Here is a 24,194-nt window from a genome sequence, read left to right on the forward strand (position 1 = left end):
CGGACGAATCCGAAGCAGAAGGCCCGACAGGAACGAGCGACGGTCAACCCGGGGCCGGAAGCCCGACCAGACCGGCCTTGCTCCCCGCCGCTCCCTGGCGACAGAGAAAACATTAGGCGACCTCCGCGGGAAACACCAAACCGGGACGACGTGACGGCGGGCACAGCGCGGTTTGGCCCCCTCAGGGCGCGGGTACAGCCGCCGGCTCGAGCAGGTCGCGGGTGTCCGCGACGGTCCGGCAGCCCGCGAGGCGCATGGCCTCCACCGTCTCGTCGAGCAGCTCCGCATGGAGCCGGGCGACGCCGTGCTCCCCCTCCGCCAGCGCCCACACCGGTGGGCGCCCGAGGAACACCGCGTCGGCGCCGAGCGCCAGGGCGGTGAGGACGTCGAGCCCGCTGCGCACCCCGCCGTCGACGTACACCTGGGCGTCCGCGCCGACCTCGGCGACGACCCCGGGCAGCGCGGCCGCGGTGGTCGAGGCCCGGTCGAGCTGCCGGCCACCGTGGTTGCTGACCCACACCGCGGCGGCACCCGCCTCCACGCAGCGGCGGGCGTCGTCGGGCCGGAGCACCCCCTTGACCACGACGGGGAGACCGGTGGTCTCCCCGAGCCAGTCGAGGTCGTGCGGCCCGAGGTCGGTCGCCTTGTCGGCGCCAGGGCGCTCCTCGTGGTCGGGCCCGAAGTTCACCCGGACGATGGCGGGGTCCACGCCCGCCCACACGCTCTCGCCCACGGAGTGCTTGGTGCCGACCACCGGGGTGTCCACGGTCAGGACGACCGCCTCCGCCCCGGCCTCGACGGCGCGCGCGAGCATCGGCTCGGCCAGCGTGCGGTCGGCGGGCAGGTAGGCCTGCAGCCACCAGCGGGCGCCGGTCGCCCCGATGTCGGCGAACGGCGTGCCGGCGTTGCTGGACACCACGACGAGCCCACCCGCGGCGTGGGTGGCCCGCGCCATGGCCAGCTCGCCGTCCGGGTGGACGGCCCGCTGCAGCGTGGTCGGCGCGACGCCCCAGGGCAGCTCGCTGCGACGGCCGAGCAGCTCGACGCCGGGATCGACGTCGGTGACGTCGCGCAGCACGTGCGGCAGGAAGCGGTGCGCCTCCCAGGAGCCGACCGCGGCGGCTGCGGTGACCGACTCGCGTGCCCCCTGCGCGACGTACTCGACGACGGGCGCGGGCAGCACTGCGCGGGCCCGCTCCTCGAGGCCGGCCAGCCAGGTGCTCATCGGACCTCGACGCCGGCGAACTTCTTCTTGCCGCGACGCAGCACGAGCCACTTCCCGTGCAGTACGTCGTCGACCGAAGGACGAGCCGAGGGATCTGAAACTCGCACGTTGTTGAGGTAGCCGCCGCCCTCCTTGACGGCCCGGATGGCCGCGCTCTTGGACTCACACACACCGGTCAGGACGAGAAGCTCTGCCACGGTCGGGAACTCCGCGCCGTTGAGTTCGAGCTCGTATGTGAAGGGCACGTTGCGGAGCGCGGCCGACAGCGTCCGCTCGTCCACAGCACGCAGTTCGCCGCCCTCGAAGAGGGCGGCGGAGGCCGCCTTGATCCGCTCGGTCTCCTCCGCCCCGTGGACCAGCGTGGTGACGTGCTCGGCGAGCGCCTTCTGCCCCGCCCGGAGGAACGGCTTCTCGGCGTGGGTCGCCTCCAGCTCCTCGATCTCCTCGCGGGAGAGGAACGTGAAGACGCGCAGCAGCTCGGGGACCTTCTCGTCCTCGACGTTCAGCCAGAACTGGAAGAAGGAGTACGGCGACATCATCTCCGGGTCGAGCCACAGCGCCCCACCCTCGGTCTTGCCGTACTTCGTGCCGTCGGCCTTGGTGATCAGGGGCGTCACGAACGCGTGCACCCGGTCGCCGGTCGCCCGGCGGATCAGCTCGACGCCGCCGGTGATGTTGCCCCACTGGTCCGAGCCGCCGAGCTGGAGGTCGACGCCGTGCTCGCGGTGCAGGTGGAGGTAGTCCATCGACTGCAGCAGGACGTAGCTGAACTCGGTGTAGCTGATGCCGTCCTCGAGCCGGTTGCGCACGACGTCGCGGGCGAGCATCCGGTTGACGGGGAAGTGCTTGCCGATGTCGCGCAGGAAGTCGATCGCCGAGACCTGGGCGGTCCAGTCGAGGTTGTTGACCATCGTCGCGGCGTTCTCGCCCTCGAAGGAGAGGAACGGCTCGACCTGGCGACGCACCCGCTCGGTCCACTCCGCGACCGTCTCGGTGGGGTTGAGCGTGCGCTCGCCGGAGTCGCGCGGGTCGCCGATCATGCCGGTCGCGCCGCCCACGAGGACGTACGGCGTGTGGCCGGCGCGCTGCAGCCGCACGGCGGTGACGATCTGCAGCAGGTTCCCCATGTGCAGGCTCGGCGCGGTCGGGTCGAAGCCCACGTAGTACCGCACGCTCCCCGCGGCGAACGCCTCGCGCATGGCGTCGAGGTCCGTCGAGTGCGCGAGGAGTCCGCGCCACTCGAGGTCGTCGAGGAGGGTGGGGTCGAGGGACACGATGGGCCTTTCGTCGCGCTGGGTACCTGTCGACAAGCCTGCCGCATGGGTGGCGCGCACGCCCACCGGGTTCCGGGGGTGGCCTCGCTAGGCTGGCTCGGTTTGCACGCGCGGACGCGACGAGGAGGGCCGGGACGGTGATCGCCGGGAGGTACTCGCTCGAGCGCGAGATCGGCCGGGGCGGCATGGGCGCGGTCTGGCTGGGCCGCGACGAGGTCCTCGGCCGTGCGGTCGCCCTCAAGCGGATCGGCCTCGCGCCCGGAGGCGACGAGGCGGACCTCGAGCGGGCCCAGCGGGAGGCCCGGCTGGCCGCGCGGCTCAACCACCCCCACGTGGTCGCCGTGTTCGACCTCGTCGACGAGGACTCCGGGCGCTGGCTGGTGATGGAGCACGTCGCCGGGACGACGCTCGCCGAGCTGGTGCGGACCCGCGGCCGGCTCGCGCCCGACGCCGCGGCGGCCCTCATCGCCCAGGCCGCCGACGCGCTGGCGGCCGCGCACACCGCCGGGATCGTCCACCGCGACGTGAAGCCCTCCAACATGCTGGTCACCGCGGACGGCCGCGTGAAGATCTCCGACTTCGGGATCGCGCGGGCCGAGGCGGACGCCTCCCTCACCCGCACCGGCCTGGTCACCGGCTCCCCGGCGTACCTCGCACCGGAGGTCGCCAGCGGCCGGCTGGCGAGCCCGCCGAGCGACGTGTGGTCGCTGGGGGCCTCGCTGTTCCACGCGCTGGCCGGCCGGCCGCCGTACGACGTCGGGGACAACGTCCTCGGCGCGTTGTACCGGATCGTCCACGAGGACCCGCCGCGGCTCGACGACGCCGGGTGGCTGCGGCCGCTGCTCGCCGCGACCATGGCGCGTGAGCCCGGAGACCGCTGGACGATGGCGCAGGTGCGCGACTTCCTGCAGGCCGGGCCCGACGCCGCCGCGCACCGGCCGGTGCCGGTCGCCCGCGCCTCGCGCCACGACGACCGCCACGACGAGCTCGGCACCCGGCTGCTGGCCCGGAGCGACCGCGGTCGCGTGCCGCCACCGCCGTCGACGCCGCCCCCACCCCCGCCTGCGGGCACCGTCACCGCCGCCCACCCGCCGGTCCCCGGGCCGGCCGATCCCCCGCCGCGGCCCGCCCGCCGGCGCGGGCTCGGGGTGGTCGTCCCGTTGGTCCTGGGGCTGGCGGCGGTCGTGCTGCTGGCGGTCGGCGGCTACCTCCTCGGTCGCGGAGGCGGAGACGAGGAGCGCCCCGACGTGGCCGCGGACCCGACCACGTCGAGGGCCACGCCGTCGGCGAGCTCCGAGCCCCCGCCGCCGGCGCGCCCGACCGCCGAGGGAGTCAGGTCCTTCGTCCAGGACTACCTGACGACGGCGGCCGCGGACCCGTCGGCGGGCTTCGCGATGCTCACGCCGGCGTTCCGGCGGGAGAGCGGCGGGCTGCAGGGGTACGCCGGGTTCTGGGGCGACGTCGTGTCGGTCTCCGTGGGACGGGTGCGGCCGGACGTCTCCGACGCCGACGCACCATCGGTGGAGTACCGCTACACCTACACGCTCTCCAACGGCCGCACGGTGCGCGACGACGTCGAGCTGGAGCTGACGTTCGCCGACGGCAGGTACGCGATCGCCGGCGAGCCGTGAGGCACGGGCGAGGCACGGACCGGGGCGGGGGCGCCTCGGTCCGGGCGGGCGCACCCAGCCCCTAGGCTGAACCGCGGGGGCTGAGCGCGAGGTCGTGCGCCGAGGTCGGGCCGGAGGGAGGTGGGCATGGAGCAGGGATCGCTGTTCCGCGACGTCGTCGAGTCCTCCCCCGACGGCTTCTGGGTCTTCGACCTCGACGGGCGCATCCAGTACGCCAACCCCGCCCTGGCCCGCATGGTCGGCGTCACCCGCGAGGAGGCGCACCGGCTCACCGTCTTCGACACCCTCGACGAGGCGGGGAGAGAGCAGTTCGCCGCCCACCTCGAGGACCTACGTCGAGGCCGGTTCAACCCGCGCGAGGTCGAGGTCCGGCTGCAGCGCGCCGACGGCACCGCCACCTGGGTGCTCTCGCGCGAGTCGCCGCTGCGGGGGGCCGACGGGAGGGTCACCGGCGTCCTGCACCGGATGACCGACTGGAGCGACCGGCGCCGCGACCTGGAGGAGCTCGTCGAGAGCCGCAGCCGGCTCGCCGAGGCGCACCGGATCGCCCGCCTGGGCAGCTGGTCGTGGGACGTCGTCCACGACACGGTCACCGCGTCACCGGAGATCCACGACCTCTACGACTTCGCACCGGGCGAGTTCCCGTCGTCGTACGCCGCCTTCCTCGAGATCGTCCACGAGGACGAGCGCGAGACGGTCGACCAGGAGGTGCGCGCCGCCCTCGACGGCAGCGACTCGTTCGTGTGGGTCGCCCGGATCCGCGGCGCCCGGGACTGGGTGTGGACGCGGGGCCGGGGCGTCGTCCACCGCGACCCCGACGGGCGCCCGGTCGGGATGTCGGGCACCCACCAGGACATCACCGAGGCCAAGCAGGCCGAGCTCGCGCTGCTGGACCAGGTCGACCAGAACGTGCTGATGCAGGCGGTGGCCACCGCCGCCAACGAGGCCCGCTCGCTGCACGACCTGCTCGGCCAGGCGCGCGACCTCGTCCTGCTCCACGACGACTGGGAGCGCGGCCGGGGCTTCGTCCCGGACGAGGACGGCACTAGCGTCCGGCCGTACTACGTCTCCGAGGAGGACCGGCGCACCGACGAGGAGGATCCCGACCGGGTCGCCCGCGAGCTGGCGCTCGCCGAGCGCGCCTTCCACGAGCACCGCTCGGTCTGGGACGAGGCCCGGCTCGCGATCGCCTTCCCGGTGTCGTACGCCGGGACGGTGCACGCCGTCGTCGTCATCACCTCCGCGCCGCCGCTCTACCGCCACGACATGATCCAGGAGATGGTCGAGGTCGTGGCCGTGCAGATGGCGCGGGTCGCCGAGCGCGAGCAGGCCGAGCGCGAGCTGGCCGACGCCCGCGACCAGGCGATGGAGGCCTCCCGGCAGAAGTCGGAGTTCCTCGCCACGATGAGCCACGAGATCCGCACGCCGCTCAACGGCGTGATCGGCCTCAACGACCTGCTGATGCGCACCGGCCTGGACCCCGGCCAGCTGCGGCTGGCCTCCGGCGTCCAGGTCGCCAGCCGGGCGCTGCTCGGCGTCATCAACGACATCCTCGACTTCTCCAAGATCGAGGCCGGCCGTCTGGAGCTGGAGGAGGTCGACTTCGAGGTCCGGCCGGTCTTCGACCAGGTCGCCGCCGTCATGGCCGAGAGCGCCCGCGCGAAGGGCCTGGAGCTGATCGTCTCCTGCCACCCCGACGTGCCCGAGGTGCTCGCCGGCGACCCCACCCGGCTCGCGCAGGTGCTCACGAACCTGGTCTCGAACGCCGTGAAGTTCACCGTGGAGGGCGAGGTGTACGTCCGGGCCACCTGCGGCCCGGCCGACGAGGGACGCACGCGGCTCGACGTCGAGGTGGCCGACACCGGCGTCGGGGTGGACCCGGCGAAGGCGCCCGGTCTCTTCGAGCCGTTCACCCAGGCCGACGCCTCCACCACGCGCGTCTACGGCGGGACCGGGCTGGGGCTGGCGATCTCCAAGGAGATCGTCGAGGCCCTCGGCGGGGAGATCGGCTTTGCGCCGAACCCCGGCGGCGGCAGCGTGTTCTCCTTCAGCGCGGTCTTCGACCAGGCGACCGGCACGGCGCCGGACGCCGCCGACGCCTACGCCCGCACCTGGCTGGCGGGCCAGCGGGTCCTCGTCGTCGACGACAACGCCCACAACCGGCTGATCCTCGAGGAGCAGCTGCGCTGGTGGAACGTGCGGGCGGTCAGCGTCGCCAGCGCGGACGAGGCCGAGACCGCGCTCGCGCAGGCGCTCGCGGACGGCGACCCCTTCGACGGCGCGCTGCTCGACATGGCGATGCCGGGCCGCGACGGCCTCGACCTGGCGCGCACGCTCCGCCGGGACCCGGCGTACGACGCTGTCAGCCTGGTGATGCTGACCTCCTTCACAGCCGTCGACCAGGCCGAGGTGTCCGGCGCCGGCATCTCCAGCTGCCTGACCAAGCCGGTCCTCGCACCGGTGCTGCGCGGGGTGCTCCTGGGTGCGCTCGCGGGCGTCGAGTCCTCGCCGGCGGCGCCCGAGCCGAAGCCGCAGGCCGGGGCGGAGCAGCGCGTGCTGGTGGTCGAGGACAACCCGGTCAACACGATGGTGGCCAGCGGTCTGCTGGAGTCCATGGGCTACCAGGTCCTCACCGCCGAGGACGGCGTCGAGGCGCTCGGGGTGCTCGCCGAGGAGTCGGTCGACGCGGTGCTCATGGACGTGCAGATGCCGCGCATGGACGGGTACGCCGCGACCCGCGAGCTGCGCCGGCGCGAGGGGAACGGGCACCGGGTGCCCGTGATCGCGATGACCGCCGCCGCCGTCGAGGGCGAGCGCGAGCGCTGCCTGGCCGCGGGGATGGACGACTTCCTGACCAAGCCCGTCGACCCGGTCGCGCTCGGGTCGGTGCTGTCGCAGTGGGTGGGGGCGACCGCGCCCGCACCGTCGATCGAGGAGGACCCTGTGGAGACGTCACCGTCGGAGCCCGTCGAGGGGCTCGACGTCGAGCGGCTGGACATGCTGCGCGACCTGGACCCCGGCAGCACGGCGTACCTCGACCGCGCCATCGGCAACTTCCTCGCCAACTCCGGGCCGGCCGTCGCGCGGCTGCGCGAGCTCGTCGACGCCGAGGACGCCGACGCGATGCGGCAGGCTGCGCACAAGCTGGCAGGCAGCGCACTCAACCTCGGGGTGACCGAGGTGGGTGCCGCGGCGCGCGAGCTGGAGTTCCTCGGCGACGCCGGCACCACCGAGGGTGCGGCGCGGCTGCTGGCCGTCCTGGACGCCGCCGTGCAGCGCGGACAGGGCCTCCTGGAGGCCTACCGGGCGGCGTACTCCTCGGCCGACTGAGGCCGCCCGGAAGACCCCTGCGCACCGCGCTTTTTTGCCGGGAACGCCTCTCACCAGCACTTTTCACCCCTTCGGGCGACCTCTTCGGGTCGGAGCGGCCCCGCGGTCCATCCTAGGTTTTACCCATCATGAACAGCGCGCCAGACAAGGTCACCCCGCAGGGGCGTCGCCCGGTCCGGGTCGGGGTCGTGGATGAGTCCGAGCTCGTCACGACCGGTGTCGAAGGCATGCTGGCCCAGCACTCCGGGCGCGTGGCCGTCGTCGAGCCGGAGGTCGCCGAGGTGGTCCTGTGCGACCCGGTCGGCCGGTCCCTCGACATCGAGGCGTACCTCGCCGACGTCGCCCGACGCACCCACGGCCGGGTCGTGGTCTACACCTGGCGCCTGGACCAGGGAAGCGTGCGGCGGGCGGTCTCCGCGGGCGCGCAGGGATTCGTGTCGAAGGCGGTGCCCGCCGACGAGCTGGTGCGCGTCGTCGAGCTCGTGCACCGGGGCGGCACCGTCGAGGCGCCGGCCCCGACGCTCGCCGCCCGCGACTCGCTCAGCGTCCGCGAGGCCGAGGTGCTCTCGCTCATCTGCCGGGGCCGGAGCAACCTCGAGATCGCCGCCGAGCTCTACGTGTCGGTCAACTCGGTGAAGACCTACATCCGCCAGATCTACCACAAGATCGGCGTCGCCCGGCGCTCGCAGGCCGTCGCCTGGGGCATTGAGCGCGGCTACTGACGCTGCGCCCGCCGGGTTTGTCGGGGACGGCCTCGGGTACGGGGCGGTCATGAGTGATTCGAACACAGATGCGAACGCCGCCCTCAACCCCTCCGCCGACGGCGACGTGCTCGGCGCGAACACGCCGGACGACGGCACCAACGCCCGCAAGGACCCCGAGGACTGGGTCACCGGCGACGAGCCGATGACCGGCGCCCAGCGCAGCTACCTGGACACCCTGGCGCGCCAGGCCGGCGAGACGCTGCCCGCGGACCTCACCAAGGCCGAGGCCTCCGAGCACATCGACCGGCTGCAGCAGGCCACCGGGCGCGGCACGGACGACTGACGCCGCTCAGGCCAGGTCCACGCGGCCGCCGCGCTCGACCGTCCGCAGGTGGGTGGGCAGCCCGCGCTCGCGGCACCGCTCGAGGAACTCGGCACGGTCGGAGCGGAAGACGGTGTAGTCGTCGAAGTGGACCGGCACCGTGACGGCCGGCTCGAGGAGCTCGACGAGGTCGGCGCCCTGGCGGTCGTCCATGGTCACCAGCACGCCGAAGGCGCGGGTGCCGCCGAGGTGCACGACAGCGGCGTCGAGCGGCCCCGTCCGGTCGACCACGTCACGCAGGTAGGGACGGAACAGCGTGTCGCCGCTGACGTACACCCGGAAGACCGGCCGCCCGGGCTCCTGGAGCTCGAGCACGCTGCCCATCACGGGGGGCATGACGTGCTTCGCCGGGCCCGGACCGTGCTGGCCGGGAGCCGCGGTGATCCGCAGCCGGCTGTCGCGGCTGGTCAGCTCCAGCGACTCCCACGTCCGCATGCCGTGCGCGCCGCCGAACCCCCACCGGGTGAGCGTGCGGCTGGACGCCGGCGTGGTGGCGACGAGCAGCTCGCGGTCGAGCTCGCGACGTGCCACCCGGTCGAAGTGGTCCCCGTGGAGGTGGCTGAGCAGCACGCCGTCGAGCACCGGCAGGTCGGCGGGCTGCAGCGACGGCTCGGTCAGCCGCTTGGAGAACAGCCCCTTGCCGAGGTAGGCCCGCTGGCCGCGGTGCAGGAAGTTCGGGTCCGTGAGCAGCGTGAACGGGCCGAGCCGCAGGATCGTCGTGGCGGTGCCGACGAACTCGAGCGATGCGACAGACGGACCGTCGTGGGCGGGAGGCGTCATGCCGGTCGGGTTCCCGTCCGGTGGCCGGGCCAACCGTCGAGGCGGTGAGTGCCGGGCCGCGGACCTGGGGGGTGTGACCGCGGCCCGGCGCGACCGACCATAGACGGCGGCGCCGGCCGGAGAAATCGTCCGATCGGTCATTTCTGGCCCCGGCCCGCGGGGGTACCGCGCGGGCGTGCCCCGATCCACGACCCGCTCCCCCGCCCGTCCCGAGAGCGCCGCGGACGGCGCGTCGGGCGGTCCGCCGTCGCGGCTGGCGAGCCTGCTGTACGGCGTGGGGCTCGGCGGCTTCGTCGACGGCATCGTGCTCCACCAGCTGCTGCAGTGGCACCACATGGTCAGCCACGTCGAGGACCACCCCCCGACGACCGTGGCCGGTCTCGAGGCGAACACCCTGGCCGACGGGCTCTTCCACGTCCTGGCCTGGTGGTGCGTGGTCGGCGGGTCGGTGCTGACCGTGCGCGCCTGGCAACAGGGGCGGCTCGCGCCGACCTGGTCCTTCCACCTCGGGCTCGTGCTCGCCGGCTGGGGGCTGTTCAACCTGGTCGAGGGCGTGGTCGACCACCACGTCCTCGGGGTGCACCACGTCCGCGACGACATCGGTGCGCCGCTGGCCTGGGACCTCGGCTTCCTCGCCCTGGGGGCGCTGCTGCTCGTCGCAGGCTGGCTGCTGCACCGACGGGGCGCGCAGGCCCTGGTCCGCCGGCCGGGCCGCTAGCGCCGGGGCCCCGCAGCCGGATTCAGACGCCGGCCTCGACCGCTCCCGGTGCTCCCGCTGGCGCAGGCACCGCGACCGGCGCCCGGGAGGCCCGCGCGGCGACCACGGCCACGAGGGCGCCGGCCGTCGCGAAGACGGCGCCGAGGACGACCCACCCGACCGTCCCGTGCTCGATCGCGGTGGCGGTGACGACGAGGGGCGCCACCATCCCGGCGACCGAGTAGCCCATCTGGCTGACGCCCTGGTAGGCGCCGGCGTTCCGCGGGTCGGCCAGCTCGAAGGCCAGCCCCCAGGTGCCGGCCTCGGACAGGATCTCCCCCGCCGTGCTGGCGACCTCGGCGACGAGCAGCAGGACGATGGCGGCCACGACGCCGACCGAGCCCGACGCCGCCAGCACCAGGCAGGCGACCGCGAGCAGCAGGCCGGCACGGCGGACGGCCCGGCCGGCGGTGAGCACCTCGTGGGTCCCCCGCGACGCCCGCACCTGCACGGCCGCCACCAGCACGGTGTTGGTCAGCAGCAGGACCGAGACCATCACGTCGGGCGCCTCGGTGTGGTGGGCGACCCACAGCGGGACCCCGACGTTCTGCAGGCCGAACTGGAGCGCCATCACCGACGTCAGCGCGGTGCTCGTGAGGTAGGTGCGGTCCCGCAGCGGCGACCGCCCGTGGGGGACGTCGGGCGCCGCGTGGCGCCCCCGCAACGGCCGGAGCGCGTCGGCCAGCCCGCTGACCCGCGCCCGGAGCCCGCCCAGCGGCACGGCCGCCGCCAGCGCGACGACACCCACCACGACCATCGTCGTGCGGTACGCCGTCGCGGTGCCGACCAGCAGCGCCAACGCGGCGAGCACGGTTCCGAGGCCGATGAAGACGTTGGTGACCACGCGCAGCCGGGCTCGCACCTCGACCCGATCGGGACCGGTGAACCAGCGCGCGAGCAGGGTCTGCTTCGCGGTCCCCTGCACCGCGCGGGAGGCGACGGCGACGCAGGCGATGAGGACGAACGAGGCCACGTCGTCGGCGGCGACGTACGCCAGGAGGGCGACGGCCTGGACGACGGTCGAGACCTGCTGGACCCGGTCGGGACCGAACCGGTCGGCGAGGCGCCCGCCGACGTACGAGCCGGCCACGCCGGCCGCTCCCGCGATGGTGAGGCCGGTGCCGACGGTGGTCGCGGAGAGCCCGATGACGGTGGTGAAGTAGAGCGCGCTCACGCTGTAGAACAGGCCGGTCGACAGGGAGCCCGCCATCGTCGCCAGCGACAGCGCGCGGGCGACGGGGTCGGCGGGGAGGAGGGTCCGCTTCAGCACGTGCCCTGTTGTCCCACGGCCCTGGCGCGCCACACCAACGAAGTAGCGTCCTGCTTCATGGTGACCCGGTGATCGAGTACGAGCTCGGCGAGCTGGACCTCGGCGAGGTGCGGTTCGCGATCTCGCCGCTGAACGAGGTCGGGCTCGCCCTGCGGGTCTTCCGGGACCCCGGCCGCTACCCCCAGCACCTGCCGTGGCTGCGGATGACCGAGGCCGCGCGGGCGGAGCTGGACACCGAGGTGCTCGTCGCCCTGACCAACGACCAGCTGTGGACGCCGGACTTCCTGCACCCGCTCCCGGCGTCCCCGCTGACCCGGTTCGCCGACGAGCTCGCCGGGGTCGCCGCCCTGCCGCCGCGGCTCGTGCGAGCAAAGCTGCTCGAGGTCCACGACGAGCTGCCGCCGGTGCTCTCCGGCCGGTCCGACCGCGTGCTCCGCCGCGTCGTCCGGGCCGTGCAGGACTTCTGGGTCGGCTGCTTCGAGCCGTGGTGGCCGCGGATGCGTGCGGTGCTCGAGGCCGACGTCGCCCACCGTGGCCGGGTCATCGCCCACCGCGGCCTCGCGGCGATGTTCGAGGACCTCAGCGTCCGGATGCGGCTGGTCGGCAACGTGGTGCAGGTGACCACCTCCAGCCGGCTCGGCTACCGCCGCAGCACGACCGGGGTCGGGCTGACGCTCGTCCCGTCGCTGTTCTCGCGCGGCGGATCGACACCGATCACCCCGGAGCAGCCGCCGCAGGTCATGTACGCCGCCCGCGGGATCGGCACGCTGTGGATGGCCGACCAGGTGGCCGGCCCGGCGCCGCTGGCCGACCTGATCGGGCCGGCGCGGTCCTCGCTGCTGGCGTTGCTGGACTCGCCCGCCTCCTCGACCGAGCTGGGCGTGCGGCTCGGGGTCACCGCCAGCGCAGTCAACCAGCACCTGAGGGCGCTGCGTGCGGCCGGGCTGCTCACCTCGGCCCGGCACGGGCGGGCGGTGCTCTACCTGCGCTCCGAGCTCGGCGACCGGTTGCTGCGGGGCGGGTGAGCCACCCACCCCTCGGTCGCCGAGGTTCACCGTCGGCCCGGCAGGCTGGAGTCATGCCAGACCCCACCAGCGGCGAGCCGGACTTCGACGCGATCACCGCCTGGGCGATGTCGCTGCTGACGATGCGCGTGAACACCCCGTCCGGTGAGTGGCTGCCCGACGACTTCGACCGGGTCTACCGCCAGGGCTGGGCCGAGCTCGAGGCGACCTTCGGCGCCGGCACCGCGAGCGAGATGGCGATCCTCGACCTCGCGAACATCGCGATGCACCTCGTCGACTACCTCGTGGCGGTCACCGGCCAGCCCGCCTCGCGGTGGCTGGAGCAGGTGCGCCGCGACTACGTCGACCTCGACGAGGAGCCGTGACCGCCGGCACAGCGTCGGCGCGTAACGCCTGACCCGTCTCGCGACAGGTGTCGGACGCGCCCGGGGACGGTGCCCGGCGCCGGTCCCTGCGGGAGCCGGCACCGGCCCCGCGGAGCACGGTCGGTCCGCCCTCGGTCCCAACGGGGGGCGGGCCGGCCGCCCGCTGGGCACGCCGGTCCGGCGTGGCACCGGCTGGTAGGGCGTGTGGGGCTCGAACCCACGACCCAGGGATTATGAGTCCCTTGCTCTGACCGACTGAGCTAACGCCCCGCGTGCCCGCTGCCGGGCTGCGCAGGGGGACCCTACGCGAGCCCGACTGGCCGCGAGGCGCCGCGGGTACCCCTCCGACGTCGGTCGACGGAGGAGGTTGTCGATGAGGCACGTACGCCGCTGGGGTGCGGTCTACCTGTTGGTGCTGCTGTTCCTGGGCTCCTGGCTGGGCCACTTCCTGACGATGCTGCAGCAGGTCCGCGACGAGGCACGCTCGCACGGTGAGACCTTCTCCTGGGCGCAGTTCTGGCCGGAGTTCTGGTCGAGCACGTTCGAGAACTGGCAGAGCGAGTGGCTGCAGCTGGTCTTCCAGGCGATCCTGCTGCTCGGCGCCAAGCACTGGCTGTTCCAGGTCGACGCCGAGGACATGGAGCGCTTGGAGAACAAGGTCGACGCCATCGCGCTGCGCCTGGGGCTCGACCCCGACGAGGCCGACGAGCCGCAGCCGCAGCGCGACGAGGACCGTGAGCACCCGGCGGCCGACGCCGCACGCTGAACGCGGTCGCCGAGCGCTGGTCACGACGGGGCCCGAGACGCACCGAGGGCCTGGCACGACGTGCCAGGCCCTCTCTCTGCTCCCCCGGTTGGACTCGAACCAACAACCCTCCGGTTAGACCAAGCGGCAGTCACTACCGCTCACTGCTTCCCCTTCTGCGCAGGTCAACCCGCCTGTCGGAGCCGCTGCTCTACACCCGTCATCACTTGTCATACCGCTGAATATGGGGATCAGGTGGGGATCTGCAACCGCCCCGTTCCGCCACCGTTCCGACCACCGCCACGGATTGGCCTCGTGACTGACACCCGCCCTTCGACCCTAAGCCTTACTCCTCTCCGTCCGTTGCGCCCAGCAACCGCTCGGCCTTGTCGGTCAACTCGCCTGACGGCTTGCCGCGTTCGCCCGGCGTCAGCAGGCCGCGCCGGCGAGCCTCTCCGATGCGGTTGGACCACTGGCCGGGGCTGCCGTTGCCGTACTTGGCCGAGAGTGTGCGCGCGGGAGAGCGGTCCCCGTCCTCCACGAGGAAGGCGTACTCCTGCGCCAACCCGGCGTAGTCCTTGTCCCGCAGAGGCACGCCACGGCGGGGAGTAAGGAAGGCGTCGAGCCGCACTCGATCAGGCGAGGTGAACTCACCAACCTGTCGCCGACTCACCGCGACGTCCTCGCGCGCCTGTGCGTAGAGAGCGCCGAGTGCCACGGCTCGTACGGCCGTAGGAGTCAGGCCGCCGTCGTCCTCGGCGGGGACGAAGGCGACTTCTGTCAGTGAGGGCTCGGACGGCTTGTCCGTCAGTCGCATCCCTACGCGGGCGTCGCTGACCAGCCACCCGAACAACCAGGTGCCCGAGTCGAACGCTCTGGCGTAGTCGCCCTGCATGGACGTAAGGAAGGTGGCGAGATCAGACGTCATGCACCCAGAGTTGCACACCATCGCGAAGATGTGTAAGTATGTCCACATCACCCCACGAGAGGAGGCAGTCATGAGCCGGGCCGCACGGAGGCCCCGGCAGTAGTAAGGAGGTAGCACCGTGGATCAGGACATGGCGGATGCCGTGCTGAGCACGAAGGCCCTGGCGAGTCGCTGGGACACCACCCCCGCCCGACTGGCGAACATGCGAAGCCAGGGCAGAGGACCGACGTTCTTCCGGATCGGTACCAGGGTCCTCTACCGCGCGACCGACGTGCTTGCCTACGAGGCTGACCGTCGCGTGGAAGCGTCGACCGCGTGAGCGCGTGGTTGAGGATCTCGCCGGGCGAAGTCAACGAGCACTGTCCGCATCACCAGGGCCTCTGCGCTTACGACGCCGCTAGTCCAGATCGATGCCCGTGGTGTCACGGGCTGTGGTCCGTCATCATCCGGACCGACTGGCACTCCTGCGAGAAGGCTGCGGTGTGGACGCAGCAAGAGCGCCCCTGGCGGATCGAACGCGCCCGGCAGATGCGGACTGAGGCTGCACAGGGCTTGGACTACGGCACGCGCAGCCCCTCGCTGGGAGTGAGTGCCACCCCCCACCTGAACCCCCCGCAGTCCACGAGTCGTGTGCTGGTCCTGGCGTGACGGCGCAGCACAGGGATCGGACGGGTCAGCGGATCGGCAGCCTTGTCGTGCTCGGTCTGCACGGCCGCACGAAGCGGCGACGACGAGGCGGACGGCGCCTGATCTGGCGGACGCTGGACGAGGCCACGGGCCGCGAGCGGTACCTCTACACGAGCGAGATCATCCGACTGGACCGCGCACACGAGGCGGCGCAGGAGCCGGCCGAGTGAAGCCCAAGCCACTGTCCAAGTCGTCGTGGAAGCCCTCCGCGTTGCCGTGGTGGCAGTTGCGCCGAGGGGCGGCGGGAGACATCGGACGCGGCATGTTCGGCAGTCCCGATCTGCGCCTGTGGATGCTTGCCGCCAGTCGAGTCGGCGGGTACGGCCACGCCTGCTTCGATCCGGGCGAACTCGCCACGCTGCTGCCGAAGGTGGTGCACCGGACTGGCGAGGTCGAGACCTACAGCGAGCGCAACTTGCGGCGGTTCATCGCCCGGCTGGTCGACGCCGGGGCACTCTCGCCCGCCTCGAACACCCGGTGTCTGGTGATCCCTATCGAGATTCTCGACGCGCCACTAGCCGCGCCCCGCGTCTCCTGTCCCGAGCACCGATGCCGTCACGTGTGGTCGACGCGGTTGCAGGGGTGGGCGCAGGTGAAGGCCGATCGGTCGCTCGATCTCGAAGAACTGGCCGCTCGACTGGACGAGTTGAACGAGTCCGAGTTGGTCTCTGTCGGGGACAGGATCTGACCGCAGATCCCGGGGTTCTCGCATCTGTTCTCTAGTAGGACTCAGCAGAGGCGAAGGACTGGGAGGGAAGGGTTCAAGTTCCTGACCTCTGACCTCGATGGGGATCGAAGATCCCACCCGAGGCGACCCGGCTAGCCCGGGAAGACCAGCGCCGCCAGCAGGAGAGTCGACCGGCTCAGGGGTGAGCGGTCGGTACTGGTGCGCGCCCTGGCGGTGGCGCGGTTGTTCCTGCGACCGCGCCACCGCCCACACATCCCCGCCAGGTCCATGCCTCATGCCCTGGCGAGACCCGAGGGGTCGGGGAGAAGCCCCTGCCCTCAACCAACAGAAGGAGTTACACCATCACCACCAAGACGAAGACCAACCCCAACTCCGCCGCTGCTGTCATCGAGCGGGCCGAGGCTGCCCGCAAGGTGCTAGCCGACGCGAACGCCCTGTGGCGTGAGCGGGAGGCCGCCCTCGTCGCCGCCAAGGAGGCGGTGGCCTACATCGAGAACGGCTGGAGGCGTGGCGACGACACCGCCACCGCCGCCGATCTCGTCAACGCGCAGGCGGAGGTGACCCGCTGCCTGAGCCTGATCGACGGGGCACGGTTCGCCGCGCAGCGAGCCAAGCGGGGACTGGTCAACGACGACCCCACCCTTGCCGCCTCTGTCGTCCACGCCCTGGGCGGCATGCTGAACGGCATCCCGGTCAAGCCGCTCACTGTGGAGCCGACCGTTCCCGACGCCACGGATCTGCCCGTGGCGTACGTGGTCGACACCAACCCCGAGACGAACGGTCGATCCGGTGAGGTCGAGATCGTGGTCTACGGCCCCTCCTACCTCGGCAAGCCGGACGGCGAGGCGGTGGCCGAGACCATGCGGAAGGGGGGCACCTCCACGGACCGTCTCAACACCCCTCGGTTCCACCACGCCATCCACGGCGATGTGCACGAGTACCGTGCCGCCTTCCGCGTCACGCGCGCGCTCCCCGAGTACCCGCACTGGTCCGACGTGAAGGAGGACGCGTCGAAGGCAACTCACGATCTGGCGTACAACTTCGGCGACTACATCAACGTGGCGACCGCCCCGACGAGGATCGGCATCGGCAGCCCCCTGCGGATCGGGTGGGACTTCGTGAGCGGTCGCGTGCTGTCTTCCAAGCCTGCGGGCGACGGCCTCACTGACAACACAGTCGAGATCGACATGGATCTAGGCGCTGGGCGTGGCGTGCAGGGGCTCACCAAGTCGGGGTGGGTGGAGATCAGGAACGACATCCAGCGGGACGCCGCCCGCTACCTGCGGGACTGGGCCGCTATCCGCGCACCGCACGTCCAGAGCGCCAAGATGGTGCGCACTGACGAGGGCGGCGGCCTCAGCGTCATCAACGTCCGCCTGACCCTCACCGTCCGCTCGCGGGACAACGCCCTCACCCTGGCCGACGTGGACCAGTAACGGCAGTTCCGGGGCGTTATGCCCCAGTCATGACGCCCCTCCGTGCGCGTCTCAGTCCACTCCACAGGCCCTCTGACCTGGGCCGTTGCCCCCGCCCCGCTTCCCTGGGGCGGGGGCTGCCCCGGTTCCCATCGACTTCCTGACGGTGGCAGAACCTCGGCTGCTAACAACCAGCGGTGCGGCCGTTCGCCCCGAAGGGGTCATGCCCCCACCCTCCCGGCCCTACGCTCGCGCCGTGGAGGTCGTCGCCCTGCTGCTGTCTGGTGTCGCTGCGCTGGCCGCTGTGGGTGCATGGCTGTCTGCCGTGTCGTCGGCGGCGGCGTCGGACCGGTCGGCTACGGCTGCTGAGCACTCCGCCACCGAGGCGAAGCGAGCCAACTACCTAGCCGCCCGTCCGGTCGTCACGCTCGCTTCGGATGGGGAGGTGCACCATGCCGGGCTGCGCTTCACGCTGACCTGCGACCGCGACTTGGACACGATGCACGTCGAGTTGGTCAAGGACTGGCTGACCGAGGACGAGCGGCAGTGGGCCTTCCGTGACCTCTTCCGCCAGGGGGTTGGCATGGGGTCGGTCACCTTGCACAACGTGCGAGCGGGCCAGGCTCACGTGCTCCACGCGTTCCACGACCCTGGCGGCGTCAAGGGCCGCACCCTCCCCCCGGTCGGGCTGGTCAACGTCCGGTGCGTCTGCGCCCGCGGCGATGAGGAGTGGGTTGTTCCCGCGAGCACCGGTCCTGTAGAGATGCGCCGAGTATCGCTTGGCTGACTTAGCGGACTGCGGCCATCACCCAGTTCTCGGGACTCCGAGTGCCGCGAACGATTGTGACGACCTCAGTCCAACGCCTGCGGCGTCGCAGGCCGTATCCAACGAACTCGTCTGCACCAGGCTAGAGACGATCAATCCACGTGTCGCCACCACGTTCGTCCCAGGCCGAGCGCGTGCCGTCAACACCACTAGCCCGAGACTCCGCCGCTAGACGCTCCAGCAGAGTCCGCGCCTCTGACCACGTGAGCGATTGAAGCGACCCAACGGACCGACCGACTAGGCGCTGAACCAAAATCTGTCGCTCGCGCATACTGCGAACGCCCCGCGCATCGAGAGCATTGCGGATCTGCGTGACCTGCCAGCCGGCGATCGTTGTCGGTGACGCACTCGGAACTGGCGTGACGTCCCTACTCAATGTGGGGTCGTCGAAGAGCGCGTCGTCAGAGCACATCTGTTCATAGTAGGGGCGGCATCACCTCGCACTCCGCCCTGCGGTCCCGGTCCCACTGCCCGGGTCACGTTGCGCGACCGGGCGGCCTCCGCCCAGTGCAACAATCGCTGCGTGGAGCGGCTCGTGCGTATTGCAGTGCATATGCAAGAGGCAGTCCGGCTGGGCAGCAGTAGGTGGCTCGAGCACCAGCGCCTTGCCCTCATACTCCTGGACAACGCCGCTGAACTACTTATGAATCGCTGCTGCGAGGATCTGCTGCGGCGCGAAGACTTCGACCTGCGCGAATTGCGCAACATCGAGCGGGCACAGGCTTGGCGCCCAGACCTCTATCGCACTGAGCCGATGGCACGGCGTCTCGACGAACTGCGCGCGCGCACTACCTCCATCCGACGTCGCAAGCGCATAGAACGTGACTTCAACGAGAAGGCACGATTCTTGGTCGAGCGCGACCAACTGCAACCGACATACGCGCGCATACTGCTGCGGCTTCATGCCTACCGGAATGAGGCGTATCACCGTGATGAAGTACGCCCCGAGACGCTGTCGAGCGCGGTCGAGATCTACACCATCGCCGCATGTCACCTCATGCGTACGCTTACCACCGGGACGATGATCGGCTACTCACGGGATGCGCCCGAGCCGCTGCGCCGATTCTCCGAACTGTTCTCGCAAGCACGGACGCCGTTCGACGTCCAGCCCGCAATCGCTGACGCACTGCTGGTAGAGGCTGGCCTAGCCGGCGTATCGGCCGTTCGCGAAGTGCTGCGAAGCAACATGACGGACCGCTTAGACACGTTCGAAGACGTTCTCGCGGAACTAGCCGGAGCCTGGCCCGACCGTGGCTGGACACCCGAGACCGTCCTTGCTCAACTTCAGTTGCCCGATGAACCCCAGAACGCGTTCCTGGGTCCAGCCGACGTCGCTTCGCTCTCCCTACCCCTCGGACCCGATGATCTGACTCGTTGGCGGCAAGGCGTAACCGAGATCGGCGAAGCCGACGATGTCCTGGCTGCCTTCACAGTCTTCGCGAACTTCGAGGAGGCCTTCGAAGAACTTGAGAGCGCCGCGCTTGCGGCCATCCGTGCCTACGAGGAGTACCTCGATCTAGAGATGGAACGGATGCGGGGCAACTGACGGCGCAAGCGCGGCCCTTGGGCGACTGCCGCCGCGGGTCTAGTCGTAGTTGCCGCCATGCTCCGTGTAGAGCGTCTTGACGCCATCCTCTGCAACGGCGGCCACCCGGTCGCGGATGTCGCTGGACAGGAGATCCAGAGACATCAAACGGTCGTCGATCTCCGCCACCGCTTCGATGCGGTCATAGTGGGATCCGTGCTCCGCGGCGTAGTCCGCAAGCCCCCGCAACTTCACTACTGCGTCCGTCAGGTGATACCCGTGCGGATCAATGATCGACGGGCGAATGGAGGATTCGCTCACTCGGTGGAAGAAGATGAAGTCGGGATACATCGAACGATCGAACCGCTCGCCTCGATAGGGCAAGCGCAACGCGGCAGTTCCCCCGGTGGGGTTCCGATACCAACCCACGAGTTCCGGATCGGCAAGTTCCTTGTCGAGGACCTTCTGCTCCCAACCGCGGTGCGTCGACGGGAAGGTCCCGTCCGAGGCGGACAACACGTGCTTCGGCCACCGTTGATCCCTATCGGGGACAGTCCGCGACGTCGGCACCACCAGTTCAGTCATCTCGGGCTGTCGGGTCTCACGGCGGACCGGCTCGTACGCCAGCTTCCGGGCATCGGGCAACCTGTTGATCGATCGCTGATGCGTTCGCAGCCAGGTCCGAACAAGTTGGTCGGCCGCGGACTCCACCGCCTCAATCACGTCCGGGTGTAGAGCGAGCACAGCAGTCGCAGCCTTGGCTTCAGCCGCGTCGAAGTCGTCGTCGGGCTGGTCGCGCACGAGTTCGTTCCAATAATTGATCGCGACCCCCTCTGGCAACTTCCGCTTGGCGACCCGGAACAGGTCGTCCACGTTGTTGTCGTCTCGCGAGACCTCGTAATCGGTGCTCTCGGGCAGGTCGTCGAGGGAGTCTGCTGCGAGGAGGACGTACGACCGCTCAATCTTCAACTGCCTCAGGCGCGCCATGCCCGACTGGAACGAACCATCGGCTTCGAGCCGCTGACGCTGAGCGCGCAACACTCCGTTCATGTGGATGCGCGCTTGCGACACGGCATCCTCAACGATGTTGTCGCCCGCTAGCAACGTCGCCATGGTGAACAGTCGCGAGACCTGTGAGCGGTAAATGCGACCAGGGACGACGTAGGTCGGCAGACTGCCCAACAGATCATAGACCGTGGCGGGCACGTCGGCACTTCGCTCCAGAATCACTGGGTCAGCGACAAGTTCGACTGGAGGCTCGTCGTTGCTGCCCTCGCGGAAGCGAGTCGTAATAGCGTCTACCTGCGCCCGGTTGAATCGCGGCAGATAGCAGTGCACGTCGTTTAGCGTCTCGTTCGTCGCGATTCGCCGAGCGAGTGGAGTGCGGACCATTCGGCCAATCATCTGCGCGATATAAGTGTACTCCTCCGCGCGGCGGAGTGACACCAACACCTCGGCGCGGGGGCAGTCCCATCCGGTCGAGATCGCGTCCTTACACAGTACGACTCGGATGCTCTGGTCATCTTGCACCTCATGGGGCGCCATATAGGGGATGACCCGCCCTCCGATAGTAAGCGCCGTGTGCTCACCGAATGTATTGACGACATTCGAGTCGCGCAGACCGCTCCACTCTGAGAATATGGCGTCCAAATACTCCGACATCTCGGCGTCACTAGGCCTATTCGGCACCTGCAGGACTAGCGCCGGCTTGACGGCCGGCTCGCCTTGTTCAGCCGCGTACGCGGCCCAGGCGCGCTCGAACTCCAGTGTCTGCTCGACGCCCGCCCGGATGAGAGTTGTGTCTCCGTCCACCTGTCCGCGGCGAGGATTGTCCAGGATCACCTTATCCTTCAGGAGTCCTGAGGCGCGCACGTCTTCTATCGGGACGGGCACCATCTTGTTGTTGCTTCGGGACGCCCACCGGGCGATGGCTTGATTGAACCTCTCGGGCGTTGCGCTTATACCCCAGACGATGGGCGCCGGCGGATTGATGCCTTCTTGGCCGTTGATGATCCGAGAGACAATAGTCGGCCGGTCGCTCTCCGCGCGCATGCCGCGGTGCGCCTCATCGATAACGATGTAGAAGTGACTGCCGACCGTCTCGATGGTCCGAGCGATGGTCTGCCACAATGAGTACGTCCTCGACTCCGTGTTGCCACGGGTCAAGGGATTCGTGCGAGCCAACTTCTGGATGTTCAGGAAGTAGACCCGATTCGCGTCGAAGGTCTCTTGATCGAAGGCCGAGTCGATGGTCACGAGGCGGCTCGGCCCCAGAGTCGTGGACGCCTGTGTCATATTGCGCATGGTCTGCACGTTCAGCGCCGGGTCATCCGTAACCCAGAGGACGCGCGCTTCGGGGTCTGCGGCGAAGCGGTCATTGCCGTCGAACAACGTCTCAATAACGGCCGCTGCAATGACAGTCTTGCCGGCTCCTGTCGGGGCACTCAGGGCGATGGACCAGAGTTCGTTCCGGTCTTCGTCATAGTCCCGACCGGCTCGCCTGAGCGCACGACAGATATCGTTCGCGGCAACGAACTGGTAATCCTTCAGCGTGTATCTCACGCTTGGCCCCTTGTGTTGATCTCGAACGTCCGGAGGTAGTCGCTGTAAAGTTGAGTGCTCGGAATATCAGCGGGCAATTCACCGACGATCTGCTGGAAGGTCGCGTCTGAATCGGTAACGACATACATGTGCTCTAGCGATTCCGCCCGCTCACGGACCGCGGTCACGAAGGCCCGCCACTGGTTCACGTCGAACAGGATGCCGTAGTTCGCCTCGACGGGAAGGGCCCAGGAGTCGTTCAACTCATCAATGATGGCTCCCGCGCCCCCGGCCTTCAGCCACAACAGTGGAGCAATCGCCTTGAACTTCCGTCCTAGTCCCACGAGGTCCGGGTCCTCGTAAGACAACGTGAAGAATTCCGCGTTCTCTTCTAGGCCGTCCGCAATGGGTGACGGATCGACGAACTTGTACGATCCCCGCACGGGGTCACCTTGAGGCGTTCTGCCGGTGATCGCTGCTGCGACTCTAGGCTTGGTGACATACTCACAGATGCCCAACGCTTCCCATTCTGGATCTCCGGGCGCGTATCCGGCGGCGGACAGTTCAGCCGCCTCTCCATGCGATACCTCGTTGTTCGTGACACATATTGATCGACGCGCCCCGCCGTCCTGACGGTTAAGCCGAGCGACTGCATGCATGGTCGTCCCCGAACCTGCGAAGAAGTCAAGCACTGTCGCTTCCGGCTTGTCAGCAACGAAGAAGCGCAGCGCGTCCTCTACGGCGTACAGCGACTTCGGATACGGAAAAACGCGACCGGGCAGTAGTGCCGACACGAGTTGAGTGCCATACGCGGTGGCTCCGTGCGAATCCAAGTTCCAAATGGTCTTGGCTTGTTGAAGCCTATCCTCAGGATGCACGGCGATTGCGGCGCCGTTCTCATCGTGCCCCGTCACGACGATGTCACCAGATGCGATCTGCGCTCGCTGCCCTTCGGACAGATACTCCAACGTCACTCCACGACCGTTCCGCTGGAACGAACTGCGCAGGTAGCCTTGCGAACGGAGTTCAACGATCTTCGCAGGCGACAACTGCCACCGCGACTCCTGACCCGTTCGGTTGAGCGGCCACACCGTCAGGAGGCCAGGACGGTCGGGGACGGTTCGGCGATCGACGTTCAGATCGAGCGGCTCGCCGACATCAACAACTTGAGCAGTCTCTTCGTCAACGAAGATCGGGAAGAACGACCCCGGGCGGTCCGTCCTTCGCCATTCCGAGCCGCGGCGTCGGACGCCGACCCACGTGACACGTTCGCCACCTTCAGTCCGAGGGCGCGGATCCGTCAGCATGTCATTGTTGTGGAGATCCGGTCCGGCCGAGCCAAGCATCACGAAGAAAATGTACTCGTCCACACGAGCAAATTCAGATCGTCGCGGCACGCCCTTGCGGTTGATGACCGAAGACACCATCTGGATCCGCGCGTTCTTGAACACCTTCTCTAGGAGTAGTCCGAGCCGCAAGTACTCCTTCTCATCGATCGTGACGATCAGAACGGAGTCCTCAGGGTTGAGGAGTCTCTGCGCAACTAGGAGGCGTCGCTCCATCATGGCCAGCCACTTGCTATGGCGGTAGATGTCGTCAGAGTCGACGTAGTTGTTGTTGTACTTCCAGTCCTTGTCTCGCGTGTTGTAAGGCGGATCGATGTAGATTGCGTCGATCGCGCCTTCATGCGTGTACAACAGCGTCTCTAATGCGTGGAAGTTTTCAGCGTTGATAACCAGATGCGGCGGCTTATCTCCGCCGTTGCGCACAGAGCCAGTAGACGCAAGTCCCGGGTAGATGGGGTCGCCGAACTCCCGAACGACGGTGAGATCGCTCGTCGGATGGCGCTCCTCGTCGCCGCCCCCAAGCAATGGCCGCACAGTCGCGGTGCCAGCCCGAACCGCCTCGACGGTGTAGAGGGCTGGCCCGCCTCGCCGAAGGCGCACCTTGCACCCGCGCCGGACCTTGTAGTCGGGCAACTCCACTGTCTCCGGCTGGTGATCTTGGAACACCAACCCGTAAGCCTGCTTGCCAGTGAGAAGGTCTACTTGCTCCCTCAGTGCCTGCCTCAGCGCCGGGTCTGCGACCTTGTCCAC

The 24,194-nt window shown here is 69.7% G+C and carries 21 protein-coding genes and 1 tRNA gene; 14 read left to right on the forward strand and 8 right to left on the reverse strand.

Features of this window, described 5'->3' with window-relative positions; genetic code table 11:
* Window positions 1–181 precede the first annotated feature (181 nt).
* Together QWY28_RS21515 and tyrS are read right to left on the reverse strand one after the other, a co-directional pair.
* On the reverse strand, window positions 182–1,225 hold the full coding sequence (locus tag QWY28_RS21515; RefSeq protein ID WP_300954918.1) for an alpha-hydroxy acid oxidase: 1,044 nt from the start codon (window positions 1,223–1,225) through the stop codon (window positions 182–184).
* Window positions 1,222–2,499 carry a tyrosine--tRNA ligase gene (gene tyrS, locus QWY28_RS21520; protein WP_300954920.1) on the reverse strand — a complete coding sequence of 426 codons (1,278 nt, stop codon included), beginning with the start codon at window positions 2,497–2,499 and terminating at the stop codon, window positions 1,222–1,224. Before tyrS ends, QWY28_RS21515 begins: the two co-directional genes overlap by 4 nt.
* A 137-nt stretch (window positions 2,500–2,636) precedes the next feature.
* Between tyrS and QWY28_RS21525 the strand changes: the two genes are divergently transcribed.
* The 4 genes from QWY28_RS21525 (at window position 2,637) to QWY28_RS21540 (ending at window position 8,507) form a co-directional block, all read left to right on the forward strand.
* Window positions 2,637–4,130, forward strand: coding sequence for a serine/threonine-protein kinase (locus tag QWY28_RS21525; RefSeq protein WP_300954921.1), 1,494 nt, complete (start codon window positions 2,637–2,639; stop codon window positions 4,128–4,130).
* Between the two features lie 126 nt (window positions 4,131–4,256).
* Entirely contained in the window at window positions 4,257–7,460 is a 3,204-nt protein-coding gene (locus QWY28_RS21530) for a response regulator (RefSeq protein WP_300954922.1), read from the forward strand.
* A gap of 128 nt (window positions 7,461–7,588) precedes the next feature.
* Window positions 7,589–8,182, forward strand: a complete 594-nt coding sequence (locus QWY28_RS21535) for a helix-turn-helix transcriptional regulator (RefSeq protein WP_300954924.1) — start codon at window positions 7,589–7,591, stop codon at window positions 8,180–8,182.
* A 49-nt stretch (window positions 8,183–8,231) separates the two neighbouring features.
* Complete coding sequence (locus QWY28_RS21540; RefSeq protein WP_300954925.1) at window positions 8,232–8,507, forward strand: DUF3072 domain-containing protein; 276 nt, start codon at window positions 8,232–8,234, stop codon at window positions 8,505–8,507.
* A gap of 6 nt (window positions 8,508–8,513) precedes the next feature.
* On the opposite strand, the gene QWY28_RS21545 is transcribed toward QWY28_RS21540, so the two are convergent.
* Window positions 8,514–9,326: an MBL fold metallo-hydrolase gene (locus QWY28_RS21545; protein ID WP_300954926.1), complete on the reverse strand. Its 813-nt coding sequence runs from the start codon at window positions 9,324–9,326 to the stop codon at window positions 8,514–8,516.
* Between the two features lie 175 nt (window positions 9,327–9,501).
* Here QWY28_RS21545 and QWY28_RS21550 point away from each other — a divergent pair, with 175 nt between their 5' ends.
* Complete coding sequence (locus tag QWY28_RS21550; protein ID WP_300954927.1) at window positions 9,502–10,044, forward strand: DUF2243 domain-containing protein; 543 nt, start codon at window positions 9,502–9,504, stop codon at window positions 10,042–10,044.
* 22 nt (window positions 10,045–10,066) lie between these two features.
* Here QWY28_RS21550 and QWY28_RS21555 read toward each other — a convergent pair whose 3' ends face one another.
* Window positions 10,067–11,353 carry an MFS transporter gene (locus QWY28_RS21555; protein ID WP_300954928.1) on the reverse strand — a complete coding sequence of 429 codons (1,287 nt, stop codon included), beginning with the start codon at window positions 11,351–11,353 and terminating at the stop codon, window positions 10,067–10,069.
* 68 nt (window positions 11,354–11,421) lie between these two features.
* Between QWY28_RS21555 and QWY28_RS21560 the strand changes: the two genes are divergently transcribed.
* Both QWY28_RS21560 and QWY28_RS21565 read left to right on the forward strand, forming a co-directional pair.
* Window positions 11,422–12,378, forward strand: coding sequence for an ArsR/SmtB family transcription factor (locus tag QWY28_RS21560; protein ID WP_300954930.1), 957 nt, complete (start codon window positions 11,422–11,424; stop codon window positions 12,376–12,378).
* 53 nt (window positions 12,379–12,431) lie between these two features.
* Window positions 12,432–12,743 (forward strand): hypothetical protein, encoded by a 312-nt coding sequence (locus QWY28_RS21565; protein ID WP_300954931.1) that lies wholly within the window; start codon window positions 12,432–12,434, stop codon window positions 12,741–12,743.
* Between the two features lie 193 nt (window positions 12,744–12,936).
* On the opposite strand, the gene QWY28_RS21570 is transcribed toward QWY28_RS21565, so the two are convergent.
* Window positions 12,937–13,013 (reverse strand) — tRNA-Ile (locus QWY28_RS21570).
* Window positions 13,014–13,116: 103 nt separating this feature from the next.
* Between QWY28_RS21570 and QWY28_RS21575 the strand changes: the two genes are divergently transcribed.
* Window positions 13,117–13,509, forward strand: a complete 393-nt coding sequence (locus tag QWY28_RS21575; protein WP_300954932.1) for a DUF6766 family protein — start codon at window positions 13,117–13,119, stop codon at window positions 13,507–13,509.
* A 325-nt stretch (window positions 13,510–13,834) separates the two neighbouring features.
* Here the strand turns inward: QWY28_RS21575 and QWY28_RS21580 are convergent, their stop codons facing one another.
* Complete coding sequence (locus QWY28_RS21580; protein WP_300954934.1) at window positions 13,835–14,416, reverse strand: hypothetical protein; 582 nt, start codon at window positions 14,414–14,416, stop codon at window positions 13,835–13,837.
* A 118-nt stretch (window positions 14,417–14,534) separates the two neighbouring features.
* On the opposite strand from QWY28_RS21580, the gene QWY28_RS21585 reads away from it, so the two are divergent.
* The 6 genes from QWY28_RS21585 (at window position 14,535) to QWY28_RS21610 (ending at window position 19,578) form a co-directional block, all read left to right on the forward strand.
* Entirely contained in the window at window positions 14,535–14,735 is a 201-nt protein-coding gene (locus QWY28_RS21585) for a hypothetical protein (protein ID WP_300954935.1), read from the forward strand.
* A 376-nt stretch (window positions 14,736–15,111) separates the two neighbouring features.
* Entirely contained in the window at window positions 15,112–15,273 is a 162-nt protein-coding gene (locus tag QWY28_RS21590; RefSeq protein WP_300954937.1) for a hypothetical protein, read from the forward strand.
* Window positions 15,270–15,791, forward strand: coding sequence for a hypothetical protein (locus QWY28_RS21595; protein ID WP_300954938.1), 522 nt, complete (start codon window positions 15,270–15,272; stop codon window positions 15,789–15,791). The genes QWY28_RS21590 and QWY28_RS21595 overlap by 4 nt, the downstream gene beginning before the upstream one ends.
* Window positions 15,792–16,204: 413 nt before the next feature.
* Window positions 16,205–17,227 carry a hypothetical protein gene (locus QWY28_RS21600; RefSeq protein WP_300954940.1) on the forward strand — a complete coding sequence of 341 codons (1,023 nt, stop codon included), beginning with the start codon at window positions 16,205–16,207 and terminating at the stop codon, window positions 17,225–17,227.
* 235 nt (window positions 17,228–17,462) lie between these two features.
* Window positions 17,463–17,993, forward strand: a complete 531-nt coding sequence (locus tag QWY28_RS21605; RefSeq protein ID WP_300954942.1) for a hypothetical protein — start codon at window positions 17,463–17,465, stop codon at window positions 17,991–17,993.
* A 562-nt stretch (window positions 17,994–18,555) separates the two neighbouring features.
* Window positions 18,556–19,578: a hypothetical protein gene (locus QWY28_RS21610; RefSeq protein ID WP_300954943.1), complete on the forward strand. Its 1,023-nt coding sequence runs from the start codon at window positions 18,556–18,558 to the stop codon at window positions 19,576–19,578.
* Window positions 19,579–19,617: 39 nt separating this feature from the next.
* Here the strand turns inward: QWY28_RS21610 and QWY28_RS21615 are convergent, their stop codons facing one another.
* Window positions 19,618–22,119 (reverse strand): DEAD/DEAH box helicase, encoded by a 2,502-nt coding sequence (locus QWY28_RS21615; protein ID WP_300954944.1) that lies wholly within the window; start codon window positions 22,117–22,119, stop codon window positions 19,618–19,620.
* Window positions 22,116–24,194 (reverse strand): site-specific DNA-methyltransferase, encoded by a 2,079-nt coding sequence (locus tag QWY28_RS21620; RefSeq protein WP_300954945.1) that lies wholly within the window; start codon window positions 24,192–24,194, stop codon window positions 22,116–22,118. The genes QWY28_RS21615 and QWY28_RS21620 overlap by 4 nt, the downstream gene beginning before the upstream one ends.

Source organism: Nocardioides oceani, from assembly GCF_030412965.1.
In the GTDB taxonomy this organism is placed as follows: Bacteria; Actinomycetota; Actinomycetes; order Propionibacteriales; family Nocardioidaceae; genus Nocardioides; species Nocardioides oceani.